Source organism: Bradyrhizobium manausense (assembly GCF_018131105.1).
In the GTDB taxonomy this organism is placed as follows: domain Bacteria; phylum Pseudomonadota; class Alphaproteobacteria; order Rhizobiales; family Xanthobacteraceae; genus Bradyrhizobium; species Bradyrhizobium manausense_B.
In genome coordinates this window covers 990452-1004181 of sequence record NZ_JAFCJI010000001.1, presented here as the reverse complement: position 1 = coordinate 1004181, position 13730 = coordinate 990452, and the positions used below count along the sequence as shown (strand labels likewise).

Here is a 13730-nt window from a genome sequence, read left to right as displayed (position 1 = left end):
ATGCGATTCGGGTGAGGGTTACAGTTTCGCCCGATTGCGACGGCCCCTCGCCCGGATTCCTGTTGTAGATCGAACGGTCTCGAATTACCTCTGCCGGCCGAAACACAAGATGATAGGATCGCCGGTGCGCGCAAGATATCTCGCCATTCTCCTCATGCTGCTCGCGCCTGCCGCCCGCGCCGAAGAGCAATTCCCGTCCACCTTCCAGACCAGAACCATCCCGGCCAACGGCACGCAGATTCATGTGCGCGTCGGCGGCAAGGGCCCCGCCGTGATCCTGATCCACGGTTTTGGCGACACCGGCGACATGTGGGCCAGGCTTGGCGCGGATCTCGTTCGCGATCACACCGTGGTCGTACCTGACCTGCGCGGCATGGGCCTCTCGGCCAAGCCCGACAACGGCTACGACAAATGGAGCCAGGCCGCCGACATGCGCGCCGTCCTCCAGTCGCTCGGCATCGAGAAGGCCGTCGTCGTTGGACACGACATCGGCACCATGGTGGCCTATGCCTATGCGGCGCGCTATCGCGACCTCACCGAGAAGCTGGTCGTAATGGATGCCCCGGTGCCGGGCGTGCCGCCGTGGGACGAGATCGTCCGCAGCCCGCAGCTCTGGCACTTCGATTTCGGCGGCCCCGACATGGAGCGGCTGGTCAAAGGCCGCGAGCGCATCTACCTCGACCGCTTCTGGAATGAGTTCGCGGGTACCCCTTCCAAGGTCGACGAAGCAACGCGCCGTCACTACGCAAAACTCTATGCGCAGCCGGGCGCGATGCATTCCGCCTTCGCCCAATTCAGGGCGATCCGCACCGATGCCGAGCACAACAAGAAGCAGATCGCGACCAAACTGACCATGCCCGTGCTGGCCGTCGGCGGCGAAAAGTCCTTCGGCAAGATGGAAGCGGTGGTGATGCGGAACGCGGCAACCGATGTCACCGAGGTCGTGATTCCCGGCGCCGGACACTGGTTGATGGAGGAAGACCCGGCGGCGACCATCAAGGCGCTACGCGAATTTCTCGACGGCAAGAAATAGGACGAGGAGCCGGGCGGATCATGTCAACCGGTTCGCCCCTTCCTCCTCGCGCCCGAACCGCTCGACCAGGAAGTCAATGAACAGCCGCACCTTCACCGACAGATGCCGTGTCGGCGGATACACCGCATAGAGCGCAAGCGGGGGCGCGGAATAATCGTCCATTACTGTCCGCAGCTCGCCTTTCCTTAAAGCATCCGCCGCGATGAACTCCGGCAACAGCGCCAGCCCCCTGCCCTTGATCGCGGCGTCGCGCAGCACCTCGGCATTGTTGACGCAGAGCGACCAGGCCGGCTGGATCCAGTGGTCACCGTCAGTGCCTGTCAGCTTCCACTGATTGCCTGTCAGCAGGAATCCGTAAGTGAGCGAGGCATGCGCACGCAGATCCTGCGGATGCCTTGGCGTGCCGTGACGCACGAGGTAGTCGGGCGAAGCGCAGATCATGCGCGGCACCGGCATGATTTTTCGCGCAATCAGGCTCGACGATTCCAGATCAGCGATCCGCAGCGTCACGTCAAAGCCGTCCTGCACGGGATCGAGCAGATCGTCGCTGAGCACGATCTGAAGCTGAAGCTCCGGGTACGCCGCCATGAAATCCGCCAGCACCGGCCCGAGCCGCATCGTGCCGAACGACATCGGCGCGTTGACGCGCAGCAATCCGCGCGGCGCCGACTGGGCCTGCGTCACCGCCTGGTCGGCGGCCTCGATCTCCGAGAGGATCACGACCGCGCGCTCGAAATAGCGCTGGCCGTTCTCGGTCGGGCTGGCGTGACGCGTGGTCCGGTTCAAAAGCTGGACGCCGAGGCTCTCCTCGAGGTCGGCGATGTATTTGCTGATGGCCGAGCGTGACAGCCGCAATTGCCGGCCGGCCTCGGCAAAGCTGCCGCTTTCGACCACCTTCACGAAGGCCCTGAGGCTGCCGACCTTATCCAGGGGCCGGCCCCGGCGATTGTTTCCAAATCGTAGACATAGCCGTCATATTTGCATGGATTGTCTCCAATCCAAAGCGGAACGATATTTCCGGCCAGAGAGCAAGACCCGCTCCCCGAATTTGGAGGACGAGAATGTCTGGACTGCACCATGTCACCGCGATTGCCGGCGACCCCATCCGCAATTTCGGCTTTTACACCCGGGACCTTGGCCTGCGCTTCGTCAAGAAGACGGTCAATTTCGACGATCCCGGCACCTATCACTTCTATTATGGCGACGAGACCGGCCGCCCCGGCACCATCCTGACCTTCTTCCCCTGGGCCGGCGTGTCGCCGGGACGCCGCGGCGTCGGCGAGACCCATCAGACCGCCTTCCGCGTGCCGCAGCGTTCGCTCGGCTACTGGACGCAGCGCTTCATCGAGAAGGGCATCGCCTACGAGGCGCTGGAGAAGCGCTTTGGCGAATCCGTGCTTCCGTTCACCGACCCTGACGGCATGGCGCTGGCGCTGGTCGGCATATCAGGCGCCGAGAACGAGCCCGGCTGGAGCAATGGCGACGTCCCGGCCGAGCACGCGATCCGCGGCTTTCACGGCGTGACCTTGCTGCTCGACAGCGCGGCGAAGACGGCCGCCGTCCTCACCGACGTGTTCGGCTTCAAGGAGACCGGGCGCGAAGGTTCGGTGATCCGCTTCAAGGCGCCGGGCGATGCGCAGGGCAGCGTCGTCGACATCTACGAGGCCAAGGGTTTTCTGCGCGGCCATCAAGGTGGCGGCTCGGTGCACCACATCGCGTTCCGCGCGGTTGACGATGCCGAACAGGGCAAGATGGCGCAAAAGCTCGTGAGCAATCACGGCCTGCATCCGACCGAGCAGCGCGACCGCAACTACTTCCGCTCGATCTACTTCCGCGAGCCCGGCGGTGTGCTGTTCGAGATCGCGACCGACATCCCCGGCTTTGCCGTGGACGAACCCGTGGCGACCCTGGGACGTGACCTGAAGCTGCCCAGCTTCCTCGAACAGCATCGCAAGCAGATCGAGGGCGTGCTGCCGAATTTGGAAGAGACCGCGTCATGACCGACTTCATCCATCGCTTCGAGCCAGCGACCAGCGCGGGCTCGCCCCCAATCCTGCTGCTGCACGGCACCGGCGGTGACGAGAACGATCTGCTCGGGTTGGGCAAGACGATCTCGCCTGGCTCGGCGCTGCTCTCGCCGCGCGGCCGCGTGCTCGAGCACGGCATGCCACGCTTCTTCCGTCGTCTCGCGGAGGGCGTGTTCGACGAAGAGGACGTCCGCCGCCGTGCGCTCGAGCTCGGCGACTTCGTCGCGGACGCGCGCGAACGCTACGGCATCGCCGCGCCCGTCGCGGTCGGCTTCTCCAACGGCGCCAACATCGCAGCCGCGCTGCTGCTGTTGAAGCCGGACGTGCTGGCAGGCGCGGTGCTGCTGCGCGCCATGGTGCCGCTGTCGGATCCGCCCAAGGCCAATCTCGTCAAGCCGGAGCTTGGCGGCAAGCCGATTCTACTGCTGTCGGGGCAGGCTGATCCGATCGTACCGGCAAGCAATTCGACGAAGCTTGCGGCGCTGTTGTCGGAAGCGGGAGCGCGTGTCGAGCACAAGGTCCTGCCGGCAGGACATCAACTGTCGCAGGCCGACGTCACGCTGGCCCGCAACTGGATCAGCAGCGCCGACGCCAAAGCTGCATAAGAGAAAATGCGGCGCATCGTCTTCGGACGATGCGCCGCTGCATTCACTCACCAGCCGCACCGCGGCTGCCACATGCCTTTACAGCGGCTACGCCGCAACGTTCGACAGGAAGCGATCCACCGACGAACGCAACTGCGTGGCCTGACTGGACAGGTCGTGCGCCGTGGCAAGAACGATGTCGGCCGTGCGATTGGCGTTGTCAGTCGCCTCGGCCGTCCCGGCGATGCTGCGTGCGACCTGTGCAGTCCCGGAGGCCGCCTGCCCGATATTCCTGGAGATCTCGCCGGCTGCCGCATTTTGCTGGCTGACCGCGGCTGCGATCCGCCCCGTAAAGCCGTCGATATCGCCGATGATCAACGCAATGGCGCCGACATTGTCGACCGCCTCGCGCGTCGCCGACTGCACCTCGGTGATCTGGCTCGAAATCTCTTCCGTCGCTTTCGCCGTCTGCGTCGCCAGCGCCTTCACTTCCGAGGCGACGACCGCAAAGCCCCTGCCCGCCTCGCCGGCCCGCGCCGCTTCGATCGTGGCGTTGAGCGCGAGCAGATTGGTCTGGCCGGCGATGGTCCTGATGAAGCCGACCACCTCGTCGATCTGCTGGGCGGCACTGGCGAGCCTGCCGATCGTCTGATTGGCCGCTTCGGCCATGCCGGATGCACGCTGCACGATGGTGGTCGCATCCGCCAGCTGGGACGTGATCGCCTGGACCGATTGGCCCAGCTGACTGGCAGCGGTCGCCACGGTCTGGACGTTCGTCGACGTGTCCTTCGCCGTCGAAGCCGCCTCGTTCGATTGCGTGCCCGCATTGCGAGCGGCGGAGGCGAGCCCCTGCGCCGTATCGGTCAACTCGCCGGTCATGCGGGCGGTGTTGCTCATGACCTCGCTGAACGCGGAGCGGAAGGCATCGATCTCGGCCTCGAGACGCTGCCGGTGACCGGCCTGCTCCGCGCTGCTTTGGTCCTTGGCGGCAATCAGCGCGAGATCGTCGTCGGCGCGGGTCTTCAGGCTTGCCTGCATGACGGCGAGCGATTTCAGCAGACGACCAAGCTCGTCCCTGCGACGCACCGCGATGTCATCGGTGAAATTGCCGGCGGCGACGCGTTCGGCAACCCGCACCGCGGCCGAAATTGGCCGGCTCATCGAGTACGAGAACGCAAGCGCGATCAGCAGCCCGATCGCGACGGTTCCGACAGCGACCGACAGCATCGTGGTGCGGGCCGCCTCCACGTCCTTCTCCGCCGCCATGCGATATTCATAGCCGTACGCCGCAACGAGCTCGACGAGGTCATCGATCGACGCCATCAGCCGGTCGCCCTGCTGGGCAAGCAGGAAGCTTGTCGGGATCTCCGTGGCACCGCCGGGCGACGGCTTCAGAATCCTGAGCGCGGCGGTCGACCAATCCTTGAGTTCGCTTTCGACCTTCTCGCGCGCGGCCGCAACGGTCGGCGTTGCGGCACGCTCACGCACAACTTTCAGGTCCTCGACACTATCGCGTATCAGCGACTCGAACTTTGCGACGACCTCGCCGGAGCTGCCCGCGACCAGGCCGCGCTGGAGCACCAGCCGCGCCTCGTGCAGCGCCGCGTGAGCGGAGCGCGCGTGGTTGATCCCCATCAGGGGGCCGTCATAGAGACGTACCACCATGTCGCCCGAACTGCCGATGGCGCGAATGCCGTAGAAGGCGATGGCGCAAGCCAGGAGAAGCACGACACTGAAGGCACCGAAAATCTTGTAACGTATCGACATCGTCAATCTCCGGCGCCTTGGTTAGAGCGCTTTCGAGCGAAGTGGGTACCGGTTCGCGTGAGGAAAGCGCGTCAAAACAAAATCCTAGTCCGTCACCTTGACCATCATCTTCATGCGCGGATGAATGGCGCAGATCACCTGCACATCGCCCGGCTCCTTGAAGGACACGTCCGTCGAGGTGCCCGGCGCCTGTGATCCCAAATTGAACTCGTTGCCCTTGCTGGCCGACATGATGTTGTGCGGCACCGTGTCGTCGTTCAGGAAGGTGACGGCCTGGTTCTTCTTCACCGTGATGCTCTCGGCGGAGAAGGCGCGGCCCTGCTGATGGATCACTTCGGTCGCGGCGTAGGCGCCGACCGAGAAGCCGGCAACGATGACACAGGTGAAGAGAGCGATTGTGCGCATGGGAAGAACCTTCAGGGGTTAGCGAGGAAGAACCGGCACGGCCGTCGGACCGAGTTCGCTGGTCAATGTCTTGAGGAACGCGACGAGATCGGCCTTGTCCTGCGCAGTCAGGTCGAGCGGACGCATGAGATCCGAACGGCTGGGCCGGTCGACGCCGGCATGGTCATAATGATCGATGACCGCTTCGAGCGTGGCGAGCGAGCCGTCATGCATGTACGGGCCGCGGCGGGTGATTTCGCGCAAACCCGGCGTCTTGAACGCGTGCTGCATCTTGATGACCGCGGGAAGATATTCCCCGCGACCGACGTCGGCGCTCGGCAGACCGATGTCCTGGAAACCCTCGTTGGTGAAATTCCAGCCCTCGTGACAGGCCGCGCATTGCGCCTTGCCGTTGAACAGCGCGAAGCCGCGCTTGGCGTCCTCGGAGATCGCCTTCTCGTTGCCTTCAACCCAGGCGTCGAACGGCGCCCGTTCCGAGACGACAGTGCGTTCATAGGTAGCGATCGCCTGTGCCAAGGTCTTCGGCTTCATGCCTTCGCCAGGAAAAGCGGCATCGAAGGCCGGCTTGTATTCGGGAATGCTGGCCAGCCGCGCCATCAGCTGGTCGAGCTTCATGTTCATCTCGCCGGGCGACTGGATCGGGCCGAGCGCCTGGTCTTCCAGCGTCGGAAGACGGCCGTCCCACATGTAGATCGCGCTCCAGGCCGCGTTGACGATCGTCGGCGAACGACGGCCGAGCTTCGCCATGCCGTGACCGACGCCGACGGCAAGCCCGTCGCCCCAGCCGAAACCCGGGCTGTGGCAGCTCGCGCATGACTGCGCCGATGTCACCGACAGCCGCGTGTCGAAATAGAGCTTCTTGCCGAGAGCAGCCTTGTCGGGCGTGAAAGGATTGTCCTTGGGGAACGGGATCGTCGCGGGCCTGCGGTACTGCGCCTTGAGCGCATCGACGCCGCTCGGCCCCTTCTGCGTGATCTCGACCTTCCGGCTTTCACCGACCACGGCGGCGCCGAAACCGACCGTCGCGAAACCAACAACGCCGAGTGTGGCTGATGCGATCGTCGCAATGAAAAGTTGCGAGCGATAGGCGCCCTGCGTCGGCATGCAAATGTCCCCCAGAAAGGGTGTCATTCGCGACACCGAAAAACGTCGAAGCAACGCGCAACGGAAAAATCGTCATGAATCTAGCCGCAATTCGTTAAATAGATCGTAGCGGCCGCAACGGTCAGCTATCGCTTTTCGGCATTTCCGCACTCATAAAGTGCAGCGAGAATCGGCGGCCAACGAAGAGTTGTGCCTTTTGTCGAACCGTATTCTGCGCCACCGATGCCGTCGTGGAAGCCGTCCCGCTCGGCGATCTGCTTGAAGATCGGCAGTTGCGAAAACGCGCGCCGTCGACAGCACGCGTGGGCGGATGATCTGACTTTCATCCGACCTTGTTAGGAACAATCACACCGTGCGCGGCATGAACTCGCGGAAGCAAATGTTTGAAGCTTTGCCCCGACGGTGAAGACAATCCATTGGCGTCGCCGAGCGGACGTCGTTCGCCGTAGCTTTGCGCCCTCACGTTCTGCTGAACCTAAACAATCGTTCAGGCTGCAACATTCGACGTTGTTTCCCGTTTGGATTCCATACCCACCCGGTCATCGCCGATCGACACACGGGAACCCCTCCGATGAATGTTAGCGATTATGTTTGGCATCGCCTGTCCGAATGGGGTTTGAAGCGCGTCTACGGTTATCCCGGCGACGGTGTGGGCGGGCTCGACGTCGCTCTCGAAAAAGCCAAGGACAGAATGGACTACGTGCAGGTTCGCCATGAGGAGATGGCGGCCTTCATGGCCTCGGCCCACGCGAAATTCACCGGCGAGGTCGGCCTTTGCTACGCGACATCAGGCCCTGGCGCGATTCACCTCCTCAACGGGCTTTACGACGCCAGGATGGATCACGTCCCCGTGGTCGCGCTGGTTGGTCAGCAGGCGCGCAGCGCGATCGGCGCGAGCTATCAGCAGGAGGTCGATCTCCAGACCTTGTTCCAGGGCGTCACCGAATACGTCGCGTTGGCCAGTGTGCCCGAGCAGATCCGCCATTTGATCGATCGCGCGGTACGCATCGCGCACACGAAGCGGGCCGTCACCTGCGTGATACTGCCCAACGATCTGCAGGAGCTCGACTACAGGGACCCGCCGCTGGCTCACGGCGCCACTCACACCGGCATCGGCTATGCCGGGCCGGCAAAACTGCCCGACGACGCCTCGCTTCGAGCTGCCGCGGACGTCCTCAACGCAGGCAGCAAGGTTGCCATGCTGGTCGGCGCCGGCGCGCTGGATGCGACCGACGAGGCGATAGAAGTTGCCCAGCGCCTGCAGGCAGGCGTCGCCAAGGCGCTGCTCGGCAAGGCCGCGCTGCCCGACGATCTTCCGTTTGTCACCGGTTCGATCGGACTGTTGGGAACGCGCCCAAGCTGGGACCTCATGAAGAACTGCGACACGTTCCTGATGGTGGGCTCCGCCTTCCCTTACAGCGAGTTTCTACCCAGGCCGGGCGATGCGCGCGGCGTGCAGATCGACATCGACGGAAGCCGGCTCAGCCTGCGCTATCCGATGGAAGTCAACATGGTCGGCGACAGCGCGACGACGTTGCGCGCGCTGTTGCCGCTCCTCACGCAGAAGAAGGCGTCGTCCTGGCGGCGTGACATCGAGAAAGGCATGGCCGACTGGTGGGATCTGCTGAAGGAAAGAGCGATGAATTCGGCACAACCGCTCAATCCGCAGCGGGTGTTCTGGGAGTTGTCGCCGCGGTTACCGGACAACGCCATCATCACCGCCGATTCCGGCTCCGTGGCGAACTGGTACGCTCGCGATCTCAGGATGCGGCGCGGCATGAAAGCGTCACTGTCTGGCGGCCTTGCCTCGCTCGGCGCCGGCACGCCCTACGCTGTTGCAGGAAAGATGGCCTACCCTGATCGCACCGTGATCGCCTGCATGGGCGACGGTGCGATGCAGATGAACGGTCTCAACGTCATGATCACCATTTCCAAATACTGGAAACGTTGGTCGAATCCGCGGCTGATCGTGCTGGTTCTCAACAACCGCGACCTCAATCAGGTGACGTGGGAAGAGCGCATTCAGCTCGGCACCGGAAAGACCGAGTCGACCCAGAGCATTCCGGATTTCCCCTATCATCGCTATGCCGAGCTGATCGGCCTGAAGGGCATCTTCGTCGACAATCCCGATCGCGTCGGTGCGGCATGGGACGAGGCGCTCGCGGCAGATCGGCCGGTCATCCTCGAGGCCTATACCGACCCCAACGTGCCGCCGCTTCCGCCGCACATCACGCTGAAGGAAGCCAAGAACTTCGTCAGCATGATCCCGTCCGAGCCTGAACTCGGAAGCGTGTTGAAGAACAGCGCCAAGGAGCTGCTGTCGAGCGTTCTGCCCGGAAAAGACTGATGCTGTCTGAGGTCCCGATCCGGAGCGTGCGCGCGCAGGCGTACCTGGTGCCGACCGACCGGCCCGAGGCGGACGGCACCATCGCCTGGAATTCCACGACTCTCGTGCTCGTCGAGGTCGAGGGTGGAGGACGGGTCGGCCTCGGCTACACTTATGCCAGTGCCTGCATTGTGGGGCTGATCCGGGATACGCTCGGCGCTGTGATCGCGGGCAAGGACGCCCTGGCGCCGCAAGCCTGTTTCGAGGCGATGCGGCGGGCAGTCCGCAACCTCGGACGTGAGGGCCTCGCGGCTACGGCCATCTCCGCGGTCGATACCGCCCTGCATGACCTGAAAGCGCGTCTGCTCGAGCTGCCGCTCGTCGTTGTTCTCGGCGCGCGCCGCACCTCCATTCCAATCTATGGCAGCGGCGGCTTCACCACCTACTCCGACAGCGAGCTGGAGCGGCAGCTCGGCGGCTGGGTTGAGAACGACGGCTGCGCTTGCGTCAAAATGAAAATCGGCTCCGAGCCGGAGCGGGATCCGCATCGCGTCGCAATCGCCAAGCGCGCGATTGGCAAGGCGACCCTGTTCGTCGACGCCAATGGCGCCTGCGGCGCCACGCAGGCGATCCGGCTGGCGCACGTTTTCGCCGAACAGGACGTCAGCTGGTTCGAAGAGCCCGTATCGTCCGACGACCTGCCGGGACTGGCCATGGTGCGACAGCACGCACCGGATGGAATGGACGTGGCTGCCGGCGAATATGCCTATACCATCGACTATGTGCGCACCATGCTTGCGGCCGGTGCCGTCGACGTGCAGCAGGCGGACGCGACGCGATGCGGCGGCGTCACCGGCTTTCTCGGAATTGCGTCGCTGTGCGAGGCCTTTCACGTCGACCTCTCCGGTCATTGTGCGCCGGCGCTGCACCTGGCTCTTGCCTGTGCTTCACCCCGCATGCGTCATCTGGAATGGTTTCACGACCACGTCCGGATCGAGCGCATGTTTTTCGATGGCGCTCCGCAGCCCCGCGATGGCCGGATCGCGCCCGATCTGACGGCGCCGGGACACGGCCTGGTGTTCAAGCGCGCCGATGCCGCCGCTTACGCAGTATCGGAGGCAGCATGAGCCCACCGGCGGAACGCGATCTGCTTGCTCTGGCCGCGATCGCTGCATCCGGCGTGGCGCTTGTCTCACTCCTTTCGGCAGCCTCCGCGCCGGCTGGCAGCTCTGGCCCGCGCCGCGCGCCGCGTCGCATTCGGTCCGGCCGCGCAGCGACGGTCAAGACCGCGCAGGAACTCAACCGCGCCGCGGGAACTCTCGCCGCCTCCGTGCTCGCCGATTCCAGCGTCGAGCATTACCGCGGATCGTTCAAGAACAAAGCCATGTACACGCCCCTTGCAGTTTCGGCGTTGACCCTCGCGACGAGCATCCATGGCACGGCCGACATGCGTCCGTTCGCGCACAAGGCGCGCGACGCGACCTACCTGCTGGCAGCAGCGACCGGGATGATCGGTTCGGGATTTCATCTCTACAACGTCGGCAAGCGCGTCGGCGGCTTCAGCTGGCAGAACGTATTCTACGGTGCCCCGATCGGCGCGCCGATGGCGATCCTGCTCTCGGGCCTGCTCGGCTTCTGTTCGGAGCGAGTGCGGGAAGCGGCCCGAACTCGCCCGCGCATCTTCGGTCTGCCGGCGGGACGCACCATCGCCGCGGTCGCGGGCGCAGGCCTGCTCGGCACGACTGGCGAGGCCGGCCTGCTCCATTTCCGGGGGGCCTATCACAACCCCTTCATGCTTCTCCCGGTGACGCTGCCGCCGGTCGGCGCAGCGCTGCTGCTGTCGGCGGCCGCAGGCGGATCCGGCAGGACGCATCGCTTCACACGCGGGTGGATGCGTGTGTTGACGGCCATGGGTTTGGCTGGTGTCGGCTTCCACGCGTACGGCGTGTCACGAAACATGGGTGGCTGGCGCAACTGGAGCCAGAACATTCTGAACGGACCGCCGCTTCCCGCGCCGCTGAGCTTCACTGGCCTCGCACTTGCCGGTCTGGCTGCACTCGGCCTCATGAGGGCGCATCCCGATGCATGAAAGTCGCGACCGCTATCCCGGATATGACGTTCTCGCCAAATGGTCGGGACCGTCCTGGAACGACAAGACGCGCGAGGTCATCACGCGGCGATTATCCATCGCGCCTGAGCCGCGCTTCTTCACACGCGACGAATACGACACCGTCGTGGCGATCGCGGACCACCTCATTCCACAGCCGCCCGATCGTCCCCCGGTGCCGATCGCCGCGCTGGTCGACCGCAAGCTGCACGACCGGGTCATGGACGGGTTTCGCAGGCCCGATATGCCCAGGGACGGCGATGCGTGGCGTCTCGGACTGAAGGCACTGAACGCTGAAGCCTCCACAGCCTATGGCAAGCGCTTTGCGCAGTTGCCGCAGGCGTTACAGGACAGGCTGCTTCGCTCCGCCCAGGCTGGTGAGCTGAAAGCAGATCAATGGGGCGGCTTGCGCTGTGACGTCTTCTTCAAGGCCCGCATGGGGCGGGACATCGTGTTCGCCTATTACGCTCACCCGACCGCCTGGAGCGAGATCGGTTGGGGCGGCCCCGCGAGCCCGCGCGGCTATGTGCGGCTCGATATCGACGAGCGCGACCCTTGGGAGGCCGCCGAGGCGAAGGATGGGAATGATGCCGCGGCGCGCCGGAGTAACCGCCGTGTCCGGTGATCCCTTCCATGCGACGAGGGCGCACGATGGCCGGGCACCGGACGTGTTCCATCCGGGCGGCTGGGTGCCGATGCGGCAATACCGAGAGAGCGAGCCGGTCGATTTCGCCATCGTCGGCACGGGCGCCGGCGGCGGCACACTCGCCTGCAAGCTTGCCGAATACGGTTTCTCTGTCGTCGCTCTCGACGCGGGCCCTTATTTCAGGCCGCTGGAGGATTTCGCCTCGGATGAATCCGAGCAGACCAAGCTTTACTGGACTGACGACCGCATCGTCGACGGCGCCAATCCGTTGCAGCTTGGCGGCAACAACAGCGGCAAGGCCGTTGGCGGCTCGACGGTGCACTTCGCGATGGTCTCGCTCCGCTTCCGTCCCGAATGGTTCAAGTCACGCACCTTGCTCGGTTACGGCGCCGACTGGCCGCTCGATTGGCGCGAGATGTGGGACTACTACACCGAAGTCGAACAGGCCCTGAAGATATCGGGCCCGGTGACCTATCCCTGGGGTCCGCCGCGTCCGCGCTACCCGTACCGCGCTCATCCGTTGAACGGCGCGGCGCGGGCACTGGCCAAAGGTTGCGAGGCGCTGGGCATCAATTGGACCGAGACGCCGCTCGCAACGCTGTCGGCCCCGCGAGGTCTGGCCCACCCTTGCGTCTATCGCGGCTTCTGCATCTCCGGCTGTTCGACCAACGCCAAGCAGAGCGCACTGGTCACATGGATTCCACGCGCAATCGCCGCAGGCGCGGAGATCCGCGATCTCGCGATGGTCGGTCGCGTCGAGGTCGAGCCGTCCGGGCTCGTGTCCGGGGTTCACTATCATCGGGACGGCGTGTGGCGCTTTCAGCGCGCGCGCAACGTCGTCGTCGCGGGTTATGCCATCGAAACGCCCCGGCTTCTGCTGAACTCCGCGACGGCCCGCTTTCCGGAGGGCCTCGCCAACAGCTCGGGCCTGGTCGGAAAGAACCTGATGGCGCAGTCCAATCAGGCGGTGTGGGGACGGCTCGAGCACGAGGTACGCTCCTACAAGGGGCCGCCGTCGCTCGCCATCACCGAGCACTGGAACTACGAAGACAAGGGCAAGGATTTCTTCGGCGGCTATTCCTACATGAGCCAGGGCCCGTTGCCGCAGCTCTGGGCGAACACATTGTTCAGCGCGCGCGGCCTTTGGGGGGAGAGCCTGGTCGAGGCCATGAAAGACTACAATCATGTCGTCGGTCTCAGGATCGTCGGCGAGATGCTGCCTCAGGAATCCAATCGGGTGAGCCTGGCCGACGAGGTCGACCAGTATGGATTGCGAATTCCCCGGGTCACCTATTCCTGGTGCGACAACGACAAGCGCCTGATCGACCACTCCCTCAAATTCATGAGCCGTGCGCTGGAGGCGGCCGACGCAGACGACATCTGGATCCAGGACGACGATACCTGCCATCTCAACGGAACCGCGCGCATGGGGAGCGATGCCCGCACCAGCGTCGTCGATGCGGATTGTCGCAGCTGGGACATTCCGAACTTGTGGATCTGTGACGGCTCGGTCTTTCCCACGGTCGGAGGCGCCAATCCGTCGCTGACGATCCAGGCGATCGCCTGCCGGACCGCGGACCGCATTCGCGCTCTGGCGCGACGGGGGGAGCTCAACGCCGCCGTCCCACGGCAGACTTCCATCCGTCAGCGTTCGACCGAGGTGCACAGGTCATGAGCGTGGTGCCGCTTCATTCAGGACGGCCGCGACGCGGCGCGCCCAATGCGCTTCCA

At 64.6% G+C, this 13730-nt stretch carries 12 protein-coding genes; 8 read left to right on the top strand and 4 right to left on the bottom strand.

The window, feature by feature from the left end:
- The first annotated feature begins 109 nt into the window (after positions 1 to 109).
- Complete coding sequence (locus JQ631_RS04630; RefSeq protein ID WP_433995499.1) at positions 110 to 1033, top strand: alpha/beta fold hydrolase; 924 nt, start codon at positions 110 to 112, stop codon at positions 1031 to 1033.
- A gap of 18 nt (positions 1034 to 1051) precedes the next feature.
- On the opposite strand, the gene JQ631_RS04625 is transcribed toward JQ631_RS04630, so the two are convergent.
- Complete coding sequence (locus JQ631_RS04625; RefSeq protein WP_212328489.1) at positions 1052 to 1963, bottom strand: LysR family transcriptional regulator; 912 nt, start codon at positions 1961 to 1963, stop codon at positions 1052 to 1054.
- Positions 1964 to 2094: 131 nt separating this feature from the next.
- Here JQ631_RS04625 and JQ631_RS04620 point away from each other — a divergent pair, with 131 nt between their 5' ends.
- Together JQ631_RS04620 and JQ631_RS04615 are read left to right on the top strand one after the other, a co-directional pair.
- Positions 2095 to 3033, top strand: coding sequence for a ring-cleaving dioxygenase (locus JQ631_RS04620; protein WP_212324397.1), 939 nt, complete (start codon positions 2095 to 2097; stop codon positions 3031 to 3033).
- Positions 3030 to 3665 (top strand): alpha/beta hydrolase, encoded by a 636-nt coding sequence (locus JQ631_RS04615; protein ID WP_212324395.1) that lies wholly within the window; start codon positions 3030 to 3032, stop codon positions 3663 to 3665. Before JQ631_RS04620 ends, JQ631_RS04615 begins: the two co-directional genes overlap by 4 nt.
- A gap of 87 nt (positions 3666 to 3752) precedes the next feature.
- On the opposite strand, the gene JQ631_RS04610 is transcribed toward JQ631_RS04615, so the two are convergent.
- The 3 genes from JQ631_RS04610 to JQ631_RS04600 all read right to left on the bottom strand — a co-directional run bounded on the left by JQ631_RS04610 (position 3753) and on the right by JQ631_RS04600 (position 6920).
- Positions 3753 to 5411, bottom strand: a complete 1659-nt coding sequence (locus JQ631_RS04610; protein ID WP_212324393.1) for a methyl-accepting chemotaxis protein — start codon at positions 5409 to 5411, stop codon at positions 3753 to 3755.
- A gap of 84 nt (positions 5412 to 5495) precedes the next feature.
- A complete protein-coding gene (locus JQ631_RS04605) occupies positions 5496 to 5816 on the bottom strand; it encodes a plastocyanin/azurin family copper-binding protein (protein ID WP_212324391.1) in 321 nt (106 codons plus the stop codon).
- A gap of 18 nt (positions 5817 to 5834) precedes the next feature.
- Positions 5835 to 6920, bottom strand: coding sequence for a cytochrome-c peroxidase (locus JQ631_RS04600; protein WP_212324388.1), 1086 nt, complete (start codon positions 6918 to 6920; stop codon positions 5835 to 5837).
- 571 nt (positions 6921 to 7491) lie between these two features.
- Between JQ631_RS04600 and JQ631_RS04595 the strand changes: the two genes are divergently transcribed.
- From JQ631_RS04595 to JQ631_RS04575, 5 genes are read left to right on the top strand one after another with little or no spacing between them, the layout of a single operon-like run.
- A complete protein-coding gene (locus JQ631_RS04595; protein WP_212324386.1) occupies positions 7492 to 9267 on the top strand; it encodes a thiamine pyrophosphate-requiring protein in 1776 nt (591 codons plus the stop codon).
- Positions 9267 to 10373 carry an enolase C-terminal domain-like protein gene (locus JQ631_RS04590; RefSeq protein WP_212324384.1) on the top strand — a complete coding sequence of 369 codons (1107 nt, stop codon included), beginning with the start codon at positions 9267 to 9269 and terminating at the stop codon, positions 10371 to 10373. The genes JQ631_RS04595 and JQ631_RS04590 overlap by 1 nt, the downstream gene beginning before the upstream one ends.
- Complete coding sequence (locus JQ631_RS04585; protein WP_212324382.1) at positions 10370 to 11335, top strand: hypothetical protein; 966 nt, start codon at positions 10370 to 10372, stop codon at positions 11333 to 11335. The genes JQ631_RS04590 and JQ631_RS04585 overlap by 4 nt, the downstream gene beginning before the upstream one ends.
- Positions 11328 to 11978, top strand: a complete 651-nt coding sequence (locus tag JQ631_RS04580) for a gluconate 2-dehydrogenase subunit 3 family protein (protein WP_212324380.1) — start codon at positions 11328 to 11330, stop codon at positions 11976 to 11978. The genes JQ631_RS04585 and JQ631_RS04580 overlap by 8 nt, the downstream gene beginning before the upstream one ends.
- Positions 11968 to 13674, top strand: coding sequence for a GMC family oxidoreductase (locus tag JQ631_RS04575; protein ID WP_349644956.1), 1707 nt, complete (start codon positions 11968 to 11970; stop codon positions 13672 to 13674). The genes JQ631_RS04580 and JQ631_RS04575 overlap by 11 nt, the downstream gene beginning before the upstream one ends.
- The last annotated feature ends 56 nt before the right edge of the window (positions 13675 to 13730 follow it).

Excerpts from the sequence above, each read along its gene's own strand:
- JQ631_RS04630 (WP_433995499.1), top strand. The coding sequence starts at position 110 with ATGATAGGATCGCCGGTGCGCGCAAGATATCTCGCCATTCTCCTCATG.
- JQ631_RS04620 (WP_212324397.1), top strand. The coding sequence starts at position 2,095 with ATGTCTGGACTGCACCATGTCACCGCGATTGCCGGCGACCCCATCCGC.
- JQ631_RS04615 (WP_212324395.1), top strand. The coding sequence starts at position 3,030 with ATGACCGACTTCATCCATCGCTTCGAGCCAGCGACCAGCGCGGGCTCG.
- JQ631_RS04610 (WP_212324393.1), bottom strand. The coding sequence starts at position 5,411 with ATGTCGATACGTTACAAGATTTTCGGTGCCTTCAGTGTCGTGCTTCTC.
- JQ631_RS04605 (WP_212324391.1), bottom strand. The coding sequence starts at position 5,816 with ATGCGCACAATCGCTCTCTTCACCTGTGTCATCGTTGCCGGCTTCTCG.
- JQ631_RS04600 (WP_212324388.1), bottom strand. The coding sequence starts at position 6,920 with ATGCCGACGCAGGGCGCCTATCGCTCGCAACTTTTCATTGCGACGATC.
- JQ631_RS04595 (WP_212324386.1), top strand. The coding sequence starts at position 7,492 with ATGAATGTTAGCGATTATGTTTGGCATCGCCTGTCCGAATGGGGTTTG.
- JQ631_RS04590 (WP_212324384.1), top strand. The coding sequence starts at position 9,267 with ATGCTGTCTGAGGTCCCGATCCGGAGCGTGCGCGCGCAGGCGTACCTG.
- JQ631_RS04585 (WP_212324382.1), top strand. The coding sequence starts at position 10,370 with ATGAGCCCACCGGCGGAACGCGATCTGCTTGCTCTGGCCGCGATCGCT.
- JQ631_RS04580 (WP_212324380.1), top strand. The coding sequence starts at position 11,328 with ATGCATGAAAGTCGCGACCGCTATCCCGGATATGACGTTCTCGCCAAA.